The 21,995-nt window shown below is 52.7% G+C and carries 19 protein-coding genes and 1 pseudogene; 6 read left to right on the top strand and 14 right to left on the bottom strand.

The window, feature by feature from the left end; all coding sequences use genetic code 11:
- Positions 1–40 precede the first annotated feature (40 nt).
- Positions 41–1,405, top strand: a complete 1,365-nt coding sequence (mnmE, locus tag LC431_RS15030; RefSeq protein ID WP_013577703.1) for a tRNA uridine-5-carboxymethylaminomethyl(34) synthesis GTPase MnmE — start codon at positions 41–43, stop codon at positions 1,403–1,405.
- 71 nt (positions 1,406–1,476) lie between these two features.
- Here the strand turns inward: mnmE and LC431_RS15025 are convergent, their stop codons facing one another.
- Positions 1,477–2,076 (bottom strand): short chain dehydrogenase, encoded by a 600-nt coding sequence (locus tag LC431_RS15025; protein WP_126125283.1) that lies wholly within the window; start codon positions 2,074–2,076, stop codon positions 1,477–1,479.
- Positions 2,077–2,176: 100 nt separating this feature from the next.
- Between LC431_RS15025 and LC431_RS15020 the strand changes: the two genes are divergently transcribed.
- Positions 2,177–3,064, top strand: a complete 888-nt coding sequence (locus tag LC431_RS15020) for a LysR substrate-binding domain-containing protein (RefSeq protein ID WP_121020037.1) — start codon at positions 2,177–2,179, stop codon at positions 3,062–3,064.
- 75 nt (positions 3,065–3,139) lie between these two features.
- Here the strand turns inward: LC431_RS15020 and LC431_RS15015 are convergent, their stop codons facing one another.
- Positions 3,140–5,035: a methyl-accepting chemotaxis protein gene (locus tag LC431_RS15015; RefSeq protein ID WP_013577700.1), complete on the bottom strand. Its 1,896-nt coding sequence runs from the start codon at positions 5,033–5,035 to the stop codon at positions 3,140–3,142.
- 323 nt (positions 5,036–5,358) lie between these two features.
- Here LC431_RS15015 and LC431_RS15010 point away from each other — a divergent pair, with 323 nt between their 5' ends.
- Positions 5,359–6,084: a 4'-phosphopantetheinyl transferase superfamily protein gene (locus LC431_RS15010; RefSeq protein ID WP_013577699.1), complete on the top strand. Its 726-nt coding sequence runs from the start codon at positions 5,359–5,361 to the stop codon at positions 6,082–6,084.
- Between the two features lie 91 nt (positions 6,085–6,175).
- The gene (locus LC431_RS15005) at positions 6,176–6,745 is read left to right on the top strand and encodes an NADPH-dependent FMN reductase (protein WP_013577698.1); all 570 of its coding nucleotides are present in this window, start codon (positions 6,176–6,178) and stop codon (positions 6,743–6,745) included.
- Between the two features lie 74 nt (positions 6,746–6,819).
- Here the strand turns inward: LC431_RS15005 and LC431_RS15000 are convergent, their stop codons facing one another.
- A complete protein-coding gene (locus LC431_RS15000; protein ID WP_013577697.1) occupies positions 6,820–8,157 on the bottom strand; it encodes an NCS2 family permease in 1,338 nt (445 codons plus the stop codon).
- 152 nt (positions 8,158–8,309) lie between these two features.
- On the opposite strand from LC431_RS15000, the gene yieH reads away from it, so the two are divergent.
- Positions 8,310–8,975 carry a 6-phosphogluconate phosphatase gene (gene yieH / locus LC431_RS14995; protein WP_223510038.1) on the top strand — a complete coding sequence of 222 codons (666 nt, stop codon included), beginning with the start codon at positions 8,310–8,312 and terminating at the stop codon, positions 8,973–8,975.
- A 16-nt stretch (positions 8,976–8,991) separates the two neighbouring features.
- Here the strand turns inward: yieH and LC431_RS14990 are convergent.
- Positions 8,992–9,795 (bottom strand): annotated as a pseudogene (locus tag LC431_RS14990) (sugar phosphate isomerase/epimerase family protein); the annotation flags it as partial.
- 110 nt (positions 9,796–9,905) lie between these two features.
- Here LC431_RS14990 and LC431_RS14985 point away from each other — a divergent pair.
- Complete coding sequence (locus tag LC431_RS14985; RefSeq protein WP_013577694.1) at positions 9,906–10,598, top strand: TetR family transcriptional regulator; 693 nt, start codon at positions 9,906–9,908, stop codon at positions 10,596–10,598.
- Between the two features lie 84 nt (positions 10,599–10,682).
- On the opposite strand, the gene phoU is transcribed toward LC431_RS14985, so the two are convergent.
- From phoU to atpD, 10 genes are all read right to left on the bottom strand, one after another.
- Positions 10,683–11,414 carry a phosphate signaling complex protein PhoU gene (phoU, locus tag LC431_RS14980; protein WP_013577693.1) on the bottom strand — a complete coding sequence of 244 codons (732 nt, stop codon included), beginning with the start codon at positions 11,412–11,414 and terminating at the stop codon, positions 10,683–10,685.
- 10 nt (positions 11,415–11,424) lie between these two features.
- On the bottom strand, positions 11,425–12,192 hold the full coding sequence (pstB, locus tag LC431_RS14975; RefSeq protein WP_013577692.1) for a phosphate ABC transporter ATP-binding protein PstB: 768 nt from the start codon (positions 12,190–12,192) through the stop codon (positions 11,425–11,427).
- Positions 12,193–12,284: 92 nt separating this feature from the next.
- Positions 12,285–13,172, bottom strand: a complete 888-nt coding sequence (gene pstA, locus LC431_RS14970; protein ID WP_013577691.1) for a phosphate ABC transporter permease PstA — start codon at positions 13,170–13,172, stop codon at positions 12,285–12,287.
- A 1-nt stretch (position 13,173) separates the two neighbouring features.
- Positions 13,174–14,130, bottom strand: coding sequence for a phosphate ABC transporter permease PstC (gene pstC / locus LC431_RS14965; protein ID WP_013577690.1), 957 nt, complete (start codon positions 14,128–14,130; stop codon positions 13,174–13,176).
- Between the two features lie 94 nt (positions 14,131–14,224).
- Positions 14,225–15,265 (bottom strand): phosphate ABC transporter substrate-binding protein PstS, encoded by a 1,041-nt coding sequence (gene pstS, locus LC431_RS14960; protein WP_013577689.1) that lies wholly within the window; start codon positions 15,263–15,265, stop codon positions 14,225–14,227.
- 216 nt (positions 15,266–15,481) lie between these two features.
- Complete coding sequence (gene rluF, locus LC431_RS14955; RefSeq protein WP_112197579.1) at positions 15,482–16,354, bottom strand: 23S rRNA pseudouridine(2604) synthase RluF; 873 nt, start codon at positions 16,352–16,354, stop codon at positions 15,482–15,484.
- Between the two features lie 177 nt (positions 16,355–16,531).
- Positions 16,532–18,361 (bottom strand): glutamine--fructose-6-phosphate transaminase (isomerizing), encoded by a 1,830-nt coding sequence (gene glmS / locus LC431_RS14950; protein ID WP_112197580.1) that lies wholly within the window; start codon positions 18,359–18,361, stop codon positions 16,532–16,534.
- A 132-nt stretch (positions 18,362–18,493) separates the two neighbouring features.
- Entirely contained in the window at positions 18,494–19,864 is a 1,371-nt protein-coding gene (glmU, locus tag LC431_RS14945; protein ID WP_013577686.1) for a bifunctional UDP-N-acetylglucosamine diphosphorylase/glucosamine-1-phosphate N-acetyltransferase GlmU, read from the bottom strand.
- Positions 19,865–20,135: 271 nt separating this feature from the next.
- The gene (locus LC431_RS14940; protein WP_013577685.1) at positions 20,136–20,558 is read right to left on the bottom strand and encodes a F0F1 ATP synthase subunit epsilon; all 423 of its coding nucleotides are present in this window, start codon (positions 20,556–20,558) and stop codon (positions 20,136–20,138) included.
- A 27-nt stretch (positions 20,559–20,585) separates the two neighbouring features.
- Positions 20,586–21,968, bottom strand: a complete 1,383-nt coding sequence (gene atpD / locus LC431_RS14935; protein WP_013577684.1) for a F0F1 ATP synthase subunit beta — start codon at positions 21,966–21,968, stop codon at positions 20,586–20,588.
- Between the last annotated feature and the right edge of the window lie 27 nt (positions 21,969–21,995).

Raw genomic sequence — 21,995 nt, 5'->3', positions numbered from 1 at the left:
CTTTTGCATATCCGTAAAAAGACCAACAGAGATCATTGCTATGAGCACCTCAGATACCATTATTGCCCAGGCAACCCCACCCGGCCGCGGTGGTGTGGGCATTTTGCGCATTTCCGGCCGTGCGGCGCGTGATGTGGCACAGGCTGTCTTAGGTAAACTGCCCAAGCCGCGTTATGCCGATTATCTGCCGTTTCAGGATGCTGATGGCAGCACGCTGGATCAGGGCATCGCGTTGTGGTTCCCCGGCCCGAATTCCTTTACCGGCGAAGACGTGCTTGAGCTGCAAGGCCACGGCGGGCCGGTGATCCTGGATTTGCTGCTTAAACGCATTATCGCGCTGGAAAACGTGCGAATTGCGCGTCCGGGCGAATTCTCTGAACGGGCTTTCCTCAACGATAAACTCGACCTGGCGCAGGCTGAAGCGATTGCTGATCTTATCGACGCCAGCTCCGAGCAGGCCGCACGTTCAGCGGTTAACTCCTTACAGGGCGCTTTCTCGAACCGTATTCATCATCTGGTGGAAGCACTCACTCACCTGCGGATCTTTGTCGAAGCGGCTATCGACTTCCCCGATGAGGAAATCGACTTCCTGTCCGACGGTAAAATCGAAGCCAAACTCAATACGGTGATGGGTGATCTCGATGCCGTGCGGGCCGAAGCACGTCAGGGCAGCCTGCTGCGTGAAGGGATGAAAGTGGTGATTGCCGGGCGTCCGAACGCCGGTAAATCCAGCCTGCTGAACGCGCTGGCTGGTCGTGAAGCGGCGATCGTTACCGATATCGCGGGCACTACGCGTGACGTTTTACGCGAACATATCCACCTTGATGGCATGCCGTTGCACATCATTGACACCGCCGGGTTACGTGAAGCCAGCGATGAAGTTGAGCGCATTGGTATCGAACGTGCATGGAATGAGATCGAACAGGCTGACTTAGTGCTGTTTATGGTCGACGGTACAACAACGGAAGCAACCGAGCCTGCGGACATCTGGCCCGAATTTATGGCCCGCCTGCCCGCGAGTTTACCTATTGTCGTTGTACGCAACAAAGCGGATATCACCGGCGAAGCGCTGGGACAAACGGAAGTGAATGGTCACTCACTTATTCGCCTTTCTGCCCGCACCGGCGATGGCGTTGATCTGCTGCGCGATCATCTGAAACAGGTGATGGGCTTCAATCACAATATGGAAGGCGGATTCCTTGCGCGTCGCCGTCACCTGCAGGCGCTGGAACAGGCCGCACAGCATCTGGTTCAGGGTAAAGATCAACTGCTTGGCGCATGGGCGGGTGAACTGCTGGCGGAAGAATTGCGTCTGGCCCAGCAATCGCTGAGCGAAATCACCGGTGAATTTACCTCGGATGATTTACTGGGGCGTATCTTCTCGAGTTTCTGTATCGGTAAATAAGCCGCTCTTCGCAGCAAACAAAACCCACATTGGAAAATGTGGGTTTTTTATTTTATTCAAAGAATTACGCCTTACCAGACTTTATAAACGCGTCCGGTCTGCGCCCCTTCCACGCTGCGACGATACGCTTTCGCCACGCGCGCTGCCGGTGCAGCCTCAAAGCCCGGGAAGAACGGGCCGTAAGCTTTCAGCGACTCTTCTACTACGGTCGGGCTGACCACATTGATGCGAATACCCCGTGACAGTTCAATCGCCGCGCCCCGGACAAAGCCTTCGACGGCGGCATTTACCGTGGTGGCGTTTGCCCCCTGACGAATAGGTTCATCAGCAATGATCCCGCTGGTCAGCGTGATGGAACCGCCATCGTTAAGGAATGACTGACCGATCAGCGCAAGGCGCACCTGGCCAAGCAGTTTATTCTGCAAACCAATATTGAACTGTGCTGCGGTCATCTCCACCAGCGGGCCAAAGTGCAGGCTGCCGGTAGTAGCAATAATCGCATCAACTTTTCCCGTACTCTGGAAAAGCGCTTTTACGCTGTTTTCATCGGTAATATCGACCTGAAAATCGCCGCGGGTTTTGCCTGCGGTGACAATTTCATGGTCTGCGCTAAGCTCCTGAATCACGGCTTTACCCAATGTACCTGTCCCGCCAATCACTAAAATTTTCATCAGATATTCCTCAACGTTGTTTGCAGGACCATCTTTCACCAAACTACGGGTTAGATATAGAATCGTATTATTCATTCTGTTCTAACTCAGGGTTTGTAATGTGGATAAGTTGCGGAATATCGAGGTCTTTATCAGCGTGGTAGAAACCGGGAATTTCAGTACAGCAGCGGAAAAGCTGGGGATTTCAGCAGTGATGGTCGGCAAGCATATTCAGCAGCTGGAAAAGTATTTGAATGCCCGCCTGTTGCAACGCACCACACGCAAGCAAAGCCTGACGGATGCCGGTGAAGTGTTTTACGAGAACGGAAAACGGGTGCTGGAGCAGATGAAATTCACCGAAAGCGCGATGGAAAGCCTGCAAAGCGTGCCGACCGGACTGCTGCGGATCAGCGCACCCGTATCACTCGGCTCCAGCGTGGTGGCGCCGATGCTGGCCCGTTATCTGCAAAAACACCCGAAAGTAAACGTGGAACTGATACTGAGCAACGCCAGGGTAGATTTGATCGGCGAAGGATTTGACGCGGCGATCCGTATTGGCGAAATTGGCGATGACCGGCTGGTGGCGAAACCACTGAAGCCTTATGAAATGGTGATCTGCGCGTCTCCGGGCTATTTGCAGCAGTTCGGCACGCCCGCGACGCCGGAAGATCTGAAAACGCACCCGTGCCTGGTGCATACCGTCTGGAATCAGAGTGAAGGCTGGCATCTGGCGAATGCAGAGCGCACCACGTCAGCGTGGCCGGTTAACAGCCGCTATGTGTCCAACGACGGTCATGCGCTGCGCGCTGCCGCACTGGAAGGCGCCGGTTTGTTGCTGCAACCCAAAGTGTTACTGGCCGAAGATATCGCCAGCGGAAAACTGATCCCGGTACTTGAGTCTTTTATCCCGAAACCCCGGGCAGTGCATCTGGTTTATCTGCCCGACTTCAGGCCACGCGCCAAACTGACCAGCCTGATTAACTTCATGACTGAACACGCCTTTTACTGAGCCTTACGCAAAATAAAAAACGGTAAGTGATCGCTCACTTACCGCTCAGTTTTGAACACTTTTAATCAGACGAAATCAGAGCTTAAAGCCTGCTACCACGGTCTCCAGCTGAACGGTCTGATCCTGCATCGCCTGCGCAGCGGCAGAAACCTGTTCGACCAGCGCGGCGTTCTGCTGCGTGGCGTTATCCAGCTGCGTGATAGCCACATTTACCTGCTCGATGCCCAGACTTTGCTCCTGACTGGAAGACATGATTTCGTTCATCAGCGTCGCCACGTTGTTCACGCCACCCATGACTTCATCCATCGTCGTTCCGGCGGTCGCCACCAGTTCGCTGCCGGTGGCGATATCCGCCACAGAATCCTCGATCAGCTTTTTGATTTCACGTGCGGAAGTGGCTGAGCGCTGTGCCAGACTGCGCACTTCGGATGCCACAACGGCGAAACCGCGTCCCTGTTCACCGGCACGCGCCGCTTCAACCGCCGCATTCAGCGCCAGAATGTTGGTCTGGAAAGCGATGCCGTCGATCACGCTGATGATATCGACGATTTTATGTGAAGAGCGGGTGATCGAGCCCATGGTCTCAACCACCTGTTTCACCACGTCCGAGCCCCTCCCGGCAACAGCCGAGGCATCACGGGCCAACTGGTTAGCCCCTTCCGCATTGGCAGCGTTCTGTTTCACGGTGCTGGTCAGCTGTTCCATTGAGGCTGCCGTTTCGACAATCGAGCTGGCCTGTTCTTCGGTTCGTGCTGACAGGTCCAGGTTACCGCTGGCAATCTGGCGCGAAGCCGAAGTGATAGCCAGACTGCTGTCGCCAACCTGACGCAGAATGGATTGCAGGAAAGACAGGAAACCGTTGAAGTTCTGGTTGATCTGATTGAACTCAGGGCTGCGGCTTTCCGGTAAGCGCCGGGTTAAGTCGGCACCGCCCGCAGAAAGCTGGGCGATATTTTTATTCAGTGCCGCCAGCTGGCGCATGAAAATTTTAATCGCGGCGATCAGAACGATCAGCAACAGCAAGACCATCGGGATTTGAACCAGTCCGAGACTCGTCAGAATGCTGTGGCTGCGCGCCAGTAACTGACTGGTCGGCATGTCGGTGGCGATAAACCACGGCCCCTGAATGTTGCTCATAAACATGGTGTGCGACGTGCCGTCATTATCGTAGTCAGCCACCAGACTCGCCTGCCCGTTGATCTGATCCAGACTTTTGCGGATCTGCATCGCCAGCGGAGAAGTTTCGCCCAGTGAGGCCAGTTTCGGCAGTTTTTCATCCGTGGAATGACTGGTACCGACGATGGTGCCGTCTTTTTCCACGATATAAATCCTGGCGTGAACCTTTTTCTCCATCTCTGTCACCAGCTGGTTAAAGAACCCCAGTGTGACGTCAATGGTGGCGACGCCCCATTGCTTATCATCTTTGTAAATCGGCATCGCACAGTTAGTCCGCGGCTGGGTGCTGGCGTCATCGAAATAAGCAGGCGCCCAGACACACTGACCCTTTTCACCTTTTGATGCCGCCAGATACCACGACTGATCGAAATAGTTTGGGGATTCGGCGCTGTTCCAGAAAGTATTGACCGTCAGTTGATTATTATTATTACGGGCAAAGAAGGTGCTGAATTTGATTTTGGCCGGATCGCGTTGGTTCGGCAGAGGCCAGATCCCGCCACCAAACACGGCAGAGTCACCGTACTGATCAACCAGTGCCGGAAGTAAACGATCGATACTGTCGCTGTCCATTTGTGCAACAGTCTGGGTAATGGTGCGAACCTGTGACTCAACTTTATTCAGGCGGTCATTAATTGCCACCGCGACATCATCCACCTGATTAGCAACCAGATTACTTTCTGTCTGTTTCAGCTGGGGAGCGATATACACCTGGATCACGATAAGCGTAACGATGATCAGCACAATAAAAAACAAGCTGATCAATGCGATAAAGCGGGATTGCGTCGTTTTTAACATTTTTGGGTACTCGCAGGCAAAGCAGCGAGATCGCTGCTTAATTAGTAACGGCATTTTCTGGCGTTTCTTTATGTTGCTGTAGTAGATATATCTGGTGTAAGAATCTTATGAGTAAAAATCCAGAACATCATTCCAGTGAGATTCTTTCCCAATAAGAGATTAAGACTGTGATTACTTTCACTTTATGTTTATGAAAAACTGTATGAAAAGGGAAGAATGTGTGTGGCACTGCGGGGTTTAAGCGGTTTTTAATGATTTCTCTTAATGTTATTCTTTAGAACAATTGAGAAACTGCGGTCGAACCATTAATCATGGAGTGAACAATGGCGTGCCATTTTGCAAGATGGGCAATGACGGATGCAGAACCGGATACACACCGGTTGCCGCAAGAGATCGTATTATTTGCAAAACACCTTTCCGAAAAACAGCGCAAGCGTTTCTTAAACGGCCGCGTTCTGCTGGCAGAAATGATTTTCTATCTCTATGGAATCGCTGAACTTCCCAGCGTCATCACGTTACCCAGCGGTCGTCCGAGTTTTGAATCCCCTGATTTGCCTGATTTCAGTCTGGCGTATGCAGGAAGTACCGTCGGTGTTTTAATCAGCAGCGAAGGGAAAGTCGGCCTCGATCTCGAAATCATTCATGCCCGCAGTGCGCTGGTGAATCAGCAACAGCAATTACAGCTTTCTGCGGTGGAGAAAACCTGGATTGCTATGCAATCCGATCCGGTGGAATCCTCTCTGCAACTGTGGTGTATCCGCCAGAGCATGCTGAAAATGTCCGGCCTGAACGATCAGAGTCCGCTTACGCTCAGCCTGAATCCCGCTTCTGGTCGTTTACGGTCTACCGTAACGCCCGAGGCGCAGGTGATGAGCGACATTGAAGGTTCCATTATCTGGTCATGTGCGCAGTCACCCTCGATTATCCGTTTGCAGTGCTGGCGTTACGAACCTGAAAACGGCTTCACCCGCACACAAACCCTGGCCACAGACCAGCAATCTGAATCACCACACTTCATGAAATTCATCAGCCTGCCACCCGCTAAATAAAACTTCACTTTTGTTTACGCCCGTCGTGCCGTTTTTCGTTTATGGTTACAGGCAGTTCCTTTCGCAAAGTCATCCATAACAGGAGTTACCCATGTCAGCTCAACCACTGAAGTTTGTCACACTGTTAGGCAGTCTTCGTAAAGCGTCTTACAACGGAATGGTCGCCCGCACATTGCCAAAAGTGGCACCAGAGGGCATCAGCATTGAGGCGTTGCCTTCCATCGGTACACTGCCGCTCTATGATGCAGATATTCAGCAGGAAGAAGGCTTTCCGGCGGATGTTGAAGCGATTGCGGAACAAATCCGTCAGGCGGATGGCGTCATTATCGTCACGCCGGAGTATAACTACTCCGTTCCGGGCGGCCTGAAAAATGCGATCGACTGGATTTCCCGCCTGCCGAATCAGCCACTGGCCGGTAAGCCAGTGCTGATCCAGACCAGTTCAATGGGTCCGGTCGGCGGGGCACGTTGTCAGTATCATCTGCGTCAGATTCTGGTGTTCCTGGATGCGATGGTGATGAATAAACCCGAATTTATGGGTGGTGTGATCCAGAATAAAGTGGATGAGCAAATCGGCGAAGTCATCGACCAGGGGACGCTCGATTTCCTGCGCGGCCAGCTGACGGCATTTGCCGACTATACGCGCCGCGTCAGCCAATAATTCCGGTCATCAGAAATACAAACAGCCCGCAATGCGGGCTGTTTTTTTACAGGCGTTAAGCAGATGTCAGCGGATTAATGCCCGTCGACAAACGCGATTTTCAGCACAAACAGCAGGGCTACGACCACCACACACGGGCTGATTTCTTTCCAGCGGCCGGTGCCCAGTTTCATCACCACGTAAGAGATGAAGCCCAGCGCGATACCTTCGGTGATCGAGAAGCTGAACGGCATCATTACCGCGGTCACGAACGCCGGAACCGCTTCGGTCAGGTCATCCCAGGAAACACGCGCCAGACTGGAGGTCATCAGCACGCCGACATAAATCAGCGCACCGGCCGCCGCGTATTCCGGCACCATCCCCGCCAGTGGGGAAATGAAGATCACCAGCAGGAACAGCAAACCGGTCACCACCGCCGTCAGACCGGTACGGCCGCCGACAGATACGCCGGAGGTGCTTTCAATATAAGCGCCCACAGAAGACGTACCGATAAATGCCCCCGCCACGGAAGACACGCTGTCAACGTACAGCGCCTGTTTCATCTGCGGGAACTTGCCCTGCGCATCAGCCAGACCGGCTTTGTCGGTCACACCAATCAGCGTGCCGGAGGAGTCAAACAGGTTCACCAGCATGAAGGAGAAAATGACGCCCGCCAGACCGATATTCAGCGCGCCTTTCAAATCCACCTGACCGACAACCGTGGTGATGCTCGGCGGCATCGACCAGAAACCGGTGTAATGCACATCACCAATCATCAGGCCAATGACTGTCGTGACAATAATCGACACCAGCACCGAGGCGTGGAAGTTACGCGACGCCAGAACGGCAATAATGAAGAACCCCAGCACACCGAGCAGCACGTTGTGCGAGGTCAGATTACCGATGGTCACGATGGTGTCAGGGTTCGGGACAATAATGCCGGCGTTTTTCAGCCCCATCATGCCGATAAACAGCCCGATACCGGCGGTAATGCCCACACGCAGGCTGACCGGAATATTGGCAATCATCCAGTAACGGATGCGGAAAATAGTCAGCAGCAGCAAACCCACAGCACCCCAGAATATCGCGCCCATACCGACCTGCCAGGAAACGCCCATTGCGCCGACGACCACAAACGCGAAGAACGCATTCAGGCCCATCGCCGGTGCCAGTGCGACCGGCAGGTTGGCGATCACGCCCATCAGGATGCTGCCGAACGCGGCAATCAGGCAGGTGGTCACGAACACGGCCTGTTTATCCATCCCCGCAACACCCAGGATCTGCGGGTTCACGAAAACGATATAGACCATGGTCAGGAAGGTAGTTAAACCGGCGATAGTTTCGGTGCGTACGGTGGTGCCGTGCTGCGTCAGTTTAAACAGACGTTCAGCCAGACCTTTACCCGCAGTCGCATTGCTCTGTGGTGTGCTCATTGGTGAGTTCCAAAATGGGGGAAAAACAATCGGGGGGTATCCTAAGGATTTTAGCCCTAAAGCGCCAGCACTGGATGTATGGGATTAAATCTATCGTTCGGGTAGAGTGCCATAATGCACGCCAATAGATGAAATGCTCACAGGGAGAAAGTATGTCACAGGTTGAATGTGTCTTTTTTGATTGCGACGGTACGCTGGTGGACAGTGAATTGTTGTGCTGCGAAGCCTATGTCGAAATGTTCGCGCATTTTGGTGTGACGGTTTCATTCGACGAAATGTATAAGAAATACAAAGGCGTCAAACTTTACGAAATCGTCGCGATCGTCAATAAAGAGCACGGTATCGACGTGCCGAAAGAAGAAATGGAAGTCGTGTTTCGCCAGCATGTTGCCCGTCTTTTCGACAGCAAACTTGAACCTATTGACGGCGCACGCGAGTTACTGGAACAAATCACCGTGCCGATGTGTGTCGTCTCAAACGGACCGGTCACCAAAATGCAGCACTCTCTCGGCCTGACCGGATTGCTGCCTTTTATGGGTGATAAGTTATTCAGCGGCTATGATTTACAGCGCTGGAAACCCGATCCTGCCGTCTTGTACAAAGCAGCCGACATCATGAACGTGCCGGTGGAAAACTGCATTCTGGTAGAAGATTCCGTGGCAAGCGCACAGGCCGGGATCACCGCAGGCATCCCGGTGTTTTACTACTGCGCCGATCCGCATAACCCGCCGCTGGATCACCCGCTGGTGACCACTTTCCACGACATGCGCGAACTGCCGGGGATCTGGCGGGAGATGGGGTATCAGGTCACTCGCTGAGTGATTTTTCGTAAGCCTGCATCCGCTTTTCCAGCTCCGTCAGAGATCGCAGGCCATCAGCCAGCGGCAGGGTTTTATCATTGAAGATTTCCAGTGACCAGGGGCCGGTGAAACCTTTACGGTTCAGCGTGCTGACAAAATCCACCAGCGGTAAATCGCCCTGCCCCGGATAACAGCGGTAACTACGGCTCCACTGCTGCACGTTCATGTCTTTGAACGGTACATCGGCCAGTTGCAGGAAACTGATTTTTTCCAGCGGCACTTCATCCAGACGGTCAAGATTGTCGCCCACGGCGAGAATATGAAAGCTGTCGAGCACAATGCCCAGCGCCGGACTGTTCACCTCGCGTACGCGATCCCACGCCTGGCGGTAACGGTTGACGTGTTTACCCCATGCCAGCGCTTCATAGCCGATACGGATGTCATACAGCTCCGCCATTTCCGCCAGCGCAGCGAGATCGGCAATCTGCACCTCCCGCTCCGGTGAACTTTCCGGATCGGTGTTGCTGCACACCAGTAAATGATCGCAGCCCAGCTCGCTCATCAGGTCGAACTGGCGGCGTGCGCTGGCGAGTTTTTCAACCCGCTTCTCTGCCGGAACCCCTTCGAAATCACGGAAAGGTTGCAGCAGGAAAATGCGCAGGCCGAGAGAATCGGCGAGGTTACGGATAGCCGCCGGTTTGACAGGACTTTTAAGCAAATCGTCTTCGAATATTTCCACACCATCAAATCCTGCAGCCGCAATGGCGGTAAGTTTTTCAGGCAAGGTTCCTGGTACTGAAACTGTCGCAATAGAATGTAACCGGGTGGTTGCAGGCAAAATAGTGTCCTTTTAGTCAGGCTTCGATACTTACAGTAGTGGACCCTCACGCCACATTCGTCAAGTGCGGCGAAGTTGTATGAACGCACAGATTGTAACTGGGCTAAGCAATGGTTAATCTCTGTGGCGAGAATGTGGTTAATGAAGAGGATAAGACGCTGAGCAGCCAAAGTTCCCCGGCGCCGGGACGTAAAAATGATCCGATAGGACTCAGGCAGCGCATTTTCGACAGCGCTCTGGCTGAATTCGCTGAATCCGGTCTGATGGGCGCGCGCATGGAAAATATCGCCTCCAATGCCAGCACCACGAAACGTATGGTGGTCTACCACTATAAGACCAAAGAAGCCCTGTACATGTTGGTTCTGGAACACGTTTATCGCGGTATTCGCCAGCACGAGCTGGAGCTGGACTTATCTTCGTTGCCACCTGCGGAAGCGATCGTCAAACTGGTAGAAGCCAGCTTCGATTTCCATGTCTCACACCCGGAATTTATCCGTATTGTATCGACAGAAAACATGCTGCGCGGCCGCTTTATCCGCCAGTCCACCAGCATCCGTGAGATCAACAAAACGGCATTAACGCTGCTGGAAGATATCCTTGAACGCGGCAAACAAAGCCATCTGTTTAAGGAAGATGCGCAGGCGCGCGACGTTCACCGCCTCATCAGCAGCCTGTGTGTGCACCAGGTCGCCAACCAATATACGTTCGGCGCTTTGTTTGAAAATCCGGATGAGGTGGATTTACAGACCGCCCATTACCGGCAGTTGGCCGTACAGGTCGCGCTGCGCTATGTGATGAAATAATTGCGCTGACCGGACGCGGGTATAGATCGGAAAGCAAAAAGGCCTCGTCAGAGGCCTTTTTTGTGGAGCGATGTCAGTAACCCCTTATTCTTTCGGCACATCTTTACCGTCTGTCAGCAATTTATCCAGCGCATCGCCGCCCACATGACGGAAATCCTGACCTTTCACAAAGTAGAAAATGAATTCGCAAATGTTCTGGCAACGGTCACCGATACGTTCGATAGAACGGGCGCAGAACAGTGCGGTCAGCACGCTTGGAATCGTGCGTGGATCTTCCATCATGTAGGTCATCAGCTGGCGCACAATGCCTTCATATTCCTGATCCACTTTTTTATCTTCACGGTAAATACGCACCGCTTCGTCAAGATCCATACGCGCAAACGCATCCAGCACATCATGCAGCATCTCTACGGTATGGCGGCCCAGCGATTCCAGGCTGACCAGCAACGGCTGATGCAAATGTGAGAATTTTTCCAGCGCCGTGCGGCAGATTTTATCTGCCACGTCACCGATACGCTCGAGTTCAGAAATGGTTTTGATAATCGCCATCACCAAACGTAAATCGCTGGCGGTTGGCTGGCGCTTGGCAATGATGCGCACACAAGCTTCGTCGATCGCCACTTCCATCAGGTTAACTTTGTCATCACCTTTGATGACGCGTTGCGCCAGTTCGGCATCCTGATTGTGCATCGCCGTGATGGCGTCAGTCAGTTGTTGCTCAACCAGGCCGCCCATCGCCAGAACCTGCGTACGGATATGTTCAAGCTCAGCATTGAACTGGCCAGAAATGTGTTTGTTTAAGTTCAGGTTGTCCATTCTTTGTACCTCAACCGTAGCGGCCAGTAATGTAATCTTCAGTCTGTTTGCGCGCTGGTGAAGTGAACAGCGAGTCAGTGTCGCTGTATTCGATCAGTTCGCCCAGATACATAAACGCAGTGCGATCTGAACAACGCGCAGCCTGCTGCATGTTGTGGGTCACGATCACCACGGTGTAATCAGATTTTAACTCGGTGATCAGCTCTTCGATACGGCCGGTAGAAATCGGATCGAGCGCCGAGCAAGGTTCATCGAGCAGCAGAACGTCAGGACGGATCGCAATACCACGTGCAATACACAAACGCTGTTGCTGGCCGCCGGACAGGCTGTAACCACTCTGGTGCAACTTGTCTTTAGATTCATTCCACAATGCAGCTTTGGTCAGCGCCCATTGCACACGCTCGTCCATATCCGTGCGGGACAGCTTTTCAAACAGACGGACACCAAACGCGATGTTGTCGTAAATCGACATCGGGAATGGCGTCGGTTTCTGGAAGACCATGCCGACTTTGGCGCGCAGCAGCGCGATGTCCTGCTTATCAACCAGAATGTTTTCGCCATCAAGCAGGATTTCACCCTCAGCGTGCTGTTCCGGATACAGCTGGTACATTTTGTTAAACGTACGCAGCAGCGTGGATTTACCACAGCCTGACGGGCCGATGAATGCCGTGACTTCGTTCTTAGCAATATCCAGGGAAATATTTTTCAGCGCGTGGAATTTGCCGTAATAAAAGTTCAGATCGCGAACCTGAATTTTGCTGTTGGATGCGTCAGTCATTCTCAGACATCTCTCTTATTCGCGCGCCGCATGGCGACGCCGGGTAAACAGTGATGGCAGCCGCTATCACCTGCCATCGATAATAAATTCGCTTATTGCTTTTTCGGGGCGAAAATCACACGCGCCAGAATGTTCAGCAGCAGCACACACACGGTAATCAGCAGTACACCCGCCCACGCCAGTTGTTGCCACTCGCCAAACGGGCTCATCGCAAACTTAAAGATGGTGACCGGCAGGTTAGCAATCGGCTGCATCATGTCGGTGCTCCAGAACTGGTTGGAGAGCGACGTAAACAACAGCGGCGCGGTTTCACCGGCAATACGGGCAATCGCCAGCAGGATCCCGGTGATAATGCCGGAAACTGAGGCTTTCAGTGTGATGGCCGAAATCATTTTCCACTTCGGCGTACCCAGTGCGTAAGCCGCTTCACGCAGGCTGTCCGGCACCAGTTTCAGCATGTTTTCCGTTGTACGGATAACAATCGGGATCTGTAACAATGCCAGTGCAAGCACGCCCGCCCAGCCGGAGAAGTGTCCCATTTTTGCCACCATAATGGTGTACACAAACAAGCCCACAACGATGGATGGTGCGGAAAGCAGAATGTCGTTAATGAAACGAATGAATTCAGCCAGCCAGGATTTACGTCCATATTCGGCCAGATAAATCCCCGCCATCACGCCCAGTGGCGTACCGATGACCGTTGCCCACAGAATCAATAATCCGCTGCCTGCAATGGCGTTAGCCAGACCGCCGCCTGCCGTATTCGGAGGCGGGGTATTTTCTGTGAACAGCGCCAGCGACATCCCGTCAACACCTTTAACGATCGTGGTGAACAAGATCCACACCAGCCAGAACAGACCAAACGCCATGGTCAGCATAGAGACCATCAGCGCCAGACGGTTCTTCTGACGGCGCCACGCCTGACGTTTGCGACGCGATTCCAGTAATGCAGTATTACTTTGCATTTCGAGTGTCGTCATCTTAACGGCCCTCTTTCTTAGCCAGACGCAGGATCATCATTTTCGACAGCGCCAAAACAATAAAGGTGATGACAAACAGGATCAGACCCAGTTCCATCAGTGCAGACGTATGCAGCCCGGCTTCCGCTTCGGCGAATTCGTTCGCCAGTGCAGAGGTAATGCTGTTGCCCGGCGCGTACAGCGATGCGCTATCGAGCTGGTAGGTGTTACCGATAATGAAGGTCACCGCCATGGTTTCGCCAAGTGCGCGCCCCAGACCTAACATCACGCCGCCGATCACACCATTTTTGGTGAACGGCAGCACGATGCGCCAGATCACTTCCCACGTAGTGCAACCAATGCCGTAAGCAGATTCTTTCATCATCACCGGCGTTTGCTCGAACACGTCACGCATGACGGAAGCTATGTACGGGATGATCATAATGGCGAGGATGACGCCTGCAGCCAGAATACCGATACCAAAACCCGGACCGGCGAACAGGGCACCAACAATCGGGATACCGGAAAGTACATCGCCCAACGGCGTCTGAAAATACTGCGCAAACAGCGGGGCGAAAACGAACAAACCCCACATGCCATAAACAATACTGGGGATCGCCGCCAGCAGTTCAATAGCAATCCCCAGCGGGCGTTTCATCCAGTTCGGCGCCAGCTCGGTAAGGAATAATGCGATACCAAAGCTGACGGGAACAGCAATCAGCAGGGCAATAATGGAGGTCACGACCGTGCCGTAAATCGGCACCAGTGCGCCAAATTGCTGGTTCGGTGCATCCCAGGTTTTCGTCCATAGGAAGGACAATCCGAACTTTTCAATGCTCGGCAGGGAAGCAATAAACAGCGAGACGATAATGCCGCCCAACATAAATAGCACAATCAGCGCTGCCAGTTTAACCAGCGCGCCGAAGATGATGTCACCGTTTTTGCTGGGTGCCTTGATAGCCGGCTTGTATTCAGCCATACCACTCTCTTTTAATTCAGATTTAATTCCCTCCCCGGCCGGAGAGGGAATGAAGCAGAAGACTTGTACTCTATATCAGACCCGAGGTCAGATCCTAGTAAAGTGCTTTACCGCTGCTGTCTTTGATGTTGGTTTTCCAGGCTGCGCGGATCTGTTCTACAACAGAAGCTGGCAGTGCGGCGTAATCCAAATCAGTCGTCAGTTTGTTACCGTTTTTGTAAGCCCAGTCGAAGAACTTCAGCACTTCGGTACCCTTCGCTGCATCTTGCTGGTCTTTGTAAATCAGGATGAAGGTGGTGGAGCTGATTGGCCACGCATTATCACCTTTCTGATTGGTCAGGTCCTGAGCGAAGGTTTTGCTCCAGTCTGCGCCTTTAGCGGCTGCACTGAAGGATTCTTCTGTCGGGCTGATGGCTTTGCCGTCTGCATCTACCAGCTTGGTGTAAGCCAGGTTGTTTTGCTTGGCGTAAGCATATTCTACGTAACCGATTGAACCTGGCAGACGCTGTACGAATGCGGCCACGCCGTCGTTGCCCTTGCCGCCGAGACCCGTTGGCCAGTTAACAGTAGAACCTGCACCGATTTTGTCTTTCCACTCGCTGTTCACTTTTGCCAGGTAGCTGGTGAATACGAAGGAAGTACCGGAACCGTCAGCACGGCGAACCACCGCGATGTTAGTGTCTGGCAGTTTCACGCCCGGGTTCAGCTTGGTGATCGCCGTATCGTTCCACTTTTTGATTTTACCGAGGTAAATATCACCCAGCGTTGCGCCATCCAGTGTCAACTGACCGGATTTGATGCCCGGGATGTTAACAGCCAGTACCACGCCGCCGATTACAGTAGGAAACTGGAACAGACCGTTTTTATTCAGATCTTCTTCTTTCATCGGTGCATCAGATGCCCCGAAATCAACGGTTTTAGCGATGATTTGTTTCACGCCGCCGGAAGAACCGATGCCCTGATAGTTAACCTGAGTACCGGTTGCTTTCTGGTATGCATCAGCCCACTTAGCATAGACAGGGGCTGGGAAGGTACCGCCAGCGCCAGTCAGGTTAGCGGCAGCGAAAGCAGACATTGCTGTGAGGGAGAAAGTCGCTGCTACAAGACCGGCGACGGTGTTACGCATCAATTTCATGTTCCACTCCTGGTGGTTTTAAACTTCCCGACTGATGTCGACGTTAATTAAAGTGTTTGGCACAGGAGGAAAATAGGACAGTTTAGTGACAGTAAAATGTACGTTATATGACAGTTTTATGACACTGGTCACAATTCGAACCATACGGGCAAAATGCGGGAGTTTTAAGCAGAAAAAGCCGGTTATTACACCGGCGGATAATGAAAAGCAGGTAAATTAACGCCCCTTCTTCTTACGGCCAGGCTGGGCAAAACGCTTGCGGGATGCGGAATTCACTTCAGGTTTTTCACTGTTTTTCGTTTTAGTGACAGCCGGTTTTTTAGCCTGAGCAGGTTTTGATGGCACTTTTTTCGCCGGTTTGTCTTCAGACGAAGAGTTTTCAATCAGCTTAAACAATTCGATCAGTTCATCATCGGTCAGATCACGCCATTCGCCCAGCGGTAATCCTTTCAGATTGATATTCATAATACGCACACGTTCAAGCTTAGTGACGTCGAAACCAAAATGCTTAGTCATGCGGCGGATCTGTCGGTTAAGTCCCTGCACCAGCGTAATGCGAAACACCATCGGTGCTTCTTTCTTCACTTTGCATTTCTTGGTCACGGTGCCGAGCATCGGCACACCCGCGCCCATACCGGCAATAAACTCGTCCGTGATCGGTTTATTGACAGTCACGATATATTCTTTTTCGTGGTCGTTACCGGCACGCAGGATTTTATTGACCAGATCACCGTGATTGGTCAGTAAAATCAGGCCCTGCGAATCTTTGTCCAGACGGCCAATCGGGAAGACGCGTTTGCTGTGGTTAACGAAATCGCGGATGTTGTCCCGCTCCCCCTCTTCCATCGTGGTGATAATGCCTACGGGCTTGTTCAGCGCAATAAGCACCAGATCTTCTTCATCACGCGGCTCAATAATCTGACCATTCACTTTCACCACATCGCCGGCAAACACCTGAGCACCCACCGCAGCACGCCTGCCGTTGATAAAAACATTTCCCTGTTCGATGTAACGATCAGCATCGCGGCGCGAGCAGATGCCGCTCTCGCTAATGTATTTGTTGAGACGAATGGAGGAGTTGGTCAGCATTCAGCGGGGTACCTTCAGAAAAACGCGAACTATACCTTATCCGGGGCGGGTTACGAAGCCTGAGAGAAGAGAATCGTGACCGGCTGCTGACAAAGAGAGAGCCGGAGAACAACATTCTGGAAAGAGAAAAGCGCCCCGGGAGGCGCTTAGAGATAACATGGCTGAAACCGGACAGTCTTATTCGACAGTCACAGACTTCGCCAGATTACGTGGCTGGTCAACATCGGTGCCTTTAATCAGCGCAACGTAGTAGGACAGCAACTGGAGCGGTACGGTGTAGAAAATCGGAGCGACGATTTCTTCAACGTGAGGCAGCTGAATAATCTTCATACCGTCACTGTCGACAAAACCCGCGTCCTGATCGGCGAAGACATACAGTAAACCGCCACGTGCACGCACTTCTTCGATATTCGACTTCAGTTTTTCCAGCAATTCGTTATTGGGCGCAACCACGATCACCGGCATATCCGCATCAATCAGCGCCAGCGGGCCATGTTTCAGCTCGCCTGCCGCATAGGCTTCAGCGTGGATATACGAAATCTCTTTCAGCTTCAGCGCACCTTCCATCGCGATCGGATATTGATCGCCACGGCCAAGGAACAGGGCGTGATGTTTATCAGAGAAACCTTCAGCCAGCGTTTCGATAGTCTTATCCAGCGACAGCATTTGTTCGATGCGCGCAGGCAACGCCTGAAGCGCGTGAACAATGTCGTGCTCAACTTGCGGACTCATCCCTTTCAGGCGGCCCATACGCGCCACCAGCATCAGCAGAACGGTCAGCTGCGTGGTGAAAGCTTTGGTTGAGGCCACACCGATTTCGGTGCCCGCTTTGGTCATCAGCGCCAGATCGGATTCACGCACCAGAGAAGAACCAGCCACGTTGCATACTGCCAGCGAACCAAGATAACCCAGCTCTTTCGACAGACGCAGCGCTGCCAGCGTATCAGCCGTTTCACCCGACTGAGACAGCGTGATGATCAGGCTGCCCGGACGAACAGCAGATTTGCGATAGCGGAATTCCGAAGCGATCTCGACATCACAAGGCATGCCAGCCAGTGACTCAAACCAGTAACGCGCCACCATCCCGGAGTTATATGACGTACCGCAGGCGATAATCTGCACGTGCTGAACACGGGACAGAATTTCGTCCGCTTTTTCGCCCAGCTCGCTCAGATTCACTTCGCCGTGGCTGAAACGGCCTTCCAGGGTGTTTTTAATGGCCAGCGGCTGTTCGTAGATTTCTTTTTGCATGTAGTGGCGGTAAACGCCTTTATCACCGGCGTCGTACTGCACTTTGGATTCGATTTCTTCACGCTCAACGGCATGACCATTTTTGTCATATACGCTGACGGAACGGCGCTTAACTTCAGCAACATCGCCTTCTTCCAGGAACAGGAAGCGGCGGGTCACAGGTAACAGCGCCAGCTGATCGGAGGCAATGAAGTTTTCACCCACACCACGACCAATCACCAGCGGGCTGCCGGAACGGGCAGCGACCAGAACAGACGGATCGCGGCGATCCATCACCACCGTGCCGTAGGCACCACGCAGTTGCGGGATAACGCGCTGGACCACTTCGAGCAACGTACCGCCCTGGAGTTGTTCCCAATGCACCAGATGCGCGATCACTTCGGTATCTGTTTCAGAATCAAAACGGTAGCCGCGTTCAATCAACAATTCACGCAGAGGTTCGTGGTTTTCGATAATGCCGTTATGCACCACAGCAATGTAATCAGACACATGCGGGTGAGCATTGGCTTCAGAAGGTTCGCCATGGGTTGCCCATCGCGTGTGAGCAATACCGGTGCCACCATGCAAAGGATGTTCATCGAGTGCATCAGCCAGCATCTGGACTTTACCCAGACGACGCAAGCGCCCCATTTTCCCGTCAGCATCAATGACAGCCAGACCGGCTGAGTCATAACCGCGGTATTCGAGACGGCGTAAACCTTCCAACAGAATTTCAGCAATATCGCGTTGCGCTACTGCGCCTACAATTCCACACATCAGTTTTATTCCTATTGAAGGTCTTTTCGGGACCTTTTTTGATGCCTGACCTGATTTATCCGCAAGCCCCGTTTTCCGGTGTACTTGCGGTTCCCCGAGCCTTGTAGAGAGTTGGGGATTATTATGAACAGCTTATTTTTTCTTCACCGGTTTCTGCCAGTCAGGTTTATGCACCTGCGGCACCCGGCTTAACAGTAAACCATTGTCCGGCACGTCGCGCGTGACCGTTGTACCGGCGGCGATCGTCACGTTATTACCCACAGTGACTGGCGCTACCAGCTGAGAATCTGACCCCACAAAGACATCGTTACCGATGATGGTCTTATGCTTGTTTACGCCGTCGTAGTTGCAGGTGATGGTACCCGCGCCGATGTTAACGTTATCCCCAATATCAGCATCACCAAGGTAGGAGAGATGGCCAGCTTTAGAGCCTTTGCCGAGACGCGCTTTTTTGATTTCGACGAAATTGCCGACATGCGCGCCTTCAGCCAGTTCAGCGCCGGGGCGCAGACGGGCGAAAGGCCCGACCGTACAACCGCTTTCCAGCACCGCATCTTCGAACACGCTGTAAGGACTGACTTCACAGTCATCGCCAATCACGCAATTTTTCAGCACGCAGCCCGCACCGATTTTGACGCGGTCACCCAGTTTCACGTGACCTTCGATAATGACATTGGTGTCGATCAGTACATCGATGCCGTGAGACAGTTCACCGCGCAGATCAAACCGCGCTGGATCCATCAGCATCACGCCTTCGAGCAACAGACGCTCTGCCTGTTCACTCTGATATACGCGCTCAAGACGGGAAAGTTGCAGGCGGTTATTCACACCATCCACTTCGCTGTTTCGCGCCGGATGAACGGTGGCGATCAGATGTCCTTCCGCATGCGCCATCGCAATAATATCGGTGATGTAGTATTCACCCTGCGCGTTGTTGTTATTCAGCTGACCGAGCCAGCGTTTGAATGACGCGCCGTTAGCGACCAGGATACCGGTGTTAATTTCCTGAATTTTCAGCTGTTCTTCGCTGGCATCTTTCTGCTCAATAATGCCGGTAACAATGCCATTCTCACGAACGATACGGCCATAACCGGTCGGGTCATCCAGCACGACGGTCAGTAAACCAATGCCGCCATCGGGCTTGGCTTTGAGTAATTCGTTCAGGGTGTCGACGGAAATCAGCGGAACATCGCCGTACAGCATCAGCACATCTTCATCATCGGCAAAGAACGGCGCCGCCTGCTGCATCGCATGACCGGTCCCCAGTTGCTCTGCCTGCAATACCCAGTTCAGATCACTGCCTGCCAGATTTTTCTTCAGTAAATCGCCACCATGGCCATAGACCAGATGCACGTTCCGGGCACCCACTTGCGTGGCCGCATCAATGACGTGCTGAACCATTGGCTTGCCAGCCAATGGGTGAAGAACTTTCGGAAGGTTGGAGTACATGCGTGTCCCCTTGCCCGCGGCAAGGATCACCACACTCAGTGCGCTGTTCGACATAGGTAACCTGACAAATCCAATTTGAGTGACAAAAGTAACCCGTTCAGTGCGCGGATTACTACATATTTCGCTTCAAAAACCGCCCGCAGGCCGCAGCCTGCAAGGGTTGTATGCTGTATAGACTACACCAAAAAAACTGAGGGTAAAGTGTCGGTTAATCACCCAAGTATTCCATTAAAAGCGAAAATTAGCCTTGGGAAAAACACTGAAAATGCACTTTATTAAAAGCAAAAAAAAAGCGACCCGAAGGTCGCTTTTCTAACTGATGTTGTTACATCGCTTTTCTGGTCAGTTCGATAACGCGAAGTTTCGCGATCGCCTTAGCCAGTTCCGCTGACGCCTGAGCGTAATCAACGTCGCCGTGAGAACCACTAATGTGTTCTTCCGCTTTGCGCTTAGCTTCAAGCGCGCGCGCTTCGTCGAGGTCTTGCCCACGGATTGCAGTATCAGCCAACACGGTCGTTGCATTCGGTTGCACCTCAAGGATGCCGCCGGAAAGATAGATATACTCTTCTTCACCGTGTTCTTTAACAATGCGCACCATGCCAGGCTTGATGGCGGTGAGCAGCGGAGCATGCCCCGGGAAAATACCCAGTTCGCCTTCGCTACCCGTCACCTGGATCTTTTGTACCATGCCGGTAAACATACGTTTTTCCGCACTAACAACATCCAGATGGTAAGCTTTTTCAGCCATGTCATCCTCTCTCACAACAAGCTAGCGTTACAGTTTCTTGGCTTTTTCCACTGCTTCATCAATGGTGCCAACCATGTAGAACGCTTGTTCCGGCAGGTGATCGTAGTCGCCGTCCATAATGCCTTTGAAACCACGAATGGTATCTTTCAGCGATACGAACTTGCCCGGAGAACCGGTGAAGACTTCGGCCACGAAGAATGGCTGGGACAGGAAGCGCTGAATTTTACGCGCACGGGATACAACCAGTTTGTCATCTTCTGACAACTCGTCCATACCCAGGATCGCGATGATGTCTTTCAGTTCCTGGTAACGTTGCAGAATAGACTGCACGCCACGAGCCACATCGTAGTGTTCCTGACCCACAACCAGTGGATCCAGCTGACGGCTGGTGGAATCCAGTGGGTCAACCGCCGGGTAAATACCCAGTGACGCGATCTGACGACTCAGAACCACGGTCGCATCTAAGTGAGCGAAGGTGGTAGCTGGAGATGGGTCAGTCAAGTCATCCGCAGGAACGTAAACGGCCTGTACGGAGGTGATTGAACCACTTTTGGTCGAGGTGATACGTTCTTGCAGAGCGCCCATCTCTTCCGCCAGCGTTGGCTGATAACCTACCGCTGATGGCATACGGCCCAGAAGTGCGGACACTTCGGTACCGGCCAGGGTGTAACGGTAAATGTTGTCAACGAACAGCAGTACGTCACGACCTTCGTCACGGAATTTCTCCGCCATGGTCAGACCGGTCAGTGCAACGCGCAGACGGTTACCTGGTGGCTCATTCATCTGACCATACACCAGGGAAACTTTGTCGATAACGTTGGAGTCGGTCATTTCGTGATAGAAGTCGTTACCCTCACGAGTACGTTCACCCACACCTGCAAACACAGAATAACCGGAGTGCTCGATCGCGATGTTACGGATCAGCTCCATCATGTTTACAGTCTTACCAACACCCGCACCACCGAACAGACCGACTTTACCGCCCTTAGCGAACGGACACATCAGGTCCATAACTTTGATACCGGTTTCCAGCAGTTCCTGGGAGTTTGCCAGCTCTTCATAAGAAGGCGCAGCGCGGTGGATCGCACGACGTTCTTCTTCGCCGATCGCACCTTTCATGTCGATTGGTTCACCCAATACGTTCATGATACGACCCAGAGTCGCTTTACCCACCGGTACTTCAATTGGGTGTTCCAGGTTGTTCACTTTCAGACCGCGACGCAGGCCGTCTGAGGTACCCATTGCGATACAACGAACAACGCCGCCGCCTAACTGTTGCTGTACTTCCAGCACCAGTTTGGAGGTACCGTTTTCTACCTCAAGAGCATTGTACACGTTCGGTACTGCATCCTGAGGGAACTCGACGTCCACCACGGCGCCGATTACCTGGATAATCTTTCCAGTAGCCATCTTGAATCCTCTACGTAATTCGTAAAC

Source organism: Rahnella sp. GSA61A, assembly GCF_019969905.1.
GTDB classification, from domain to species: domain Bacteria; phylum Pseudomonadota; class Gammaproteobacteria; order Enterobacterales; family Enterobacteriaceae; genus Rahnella; species Rahnella aceris.
This window is presented reverse-complemented; position numbering and strand designations above follow the sequence as displayed.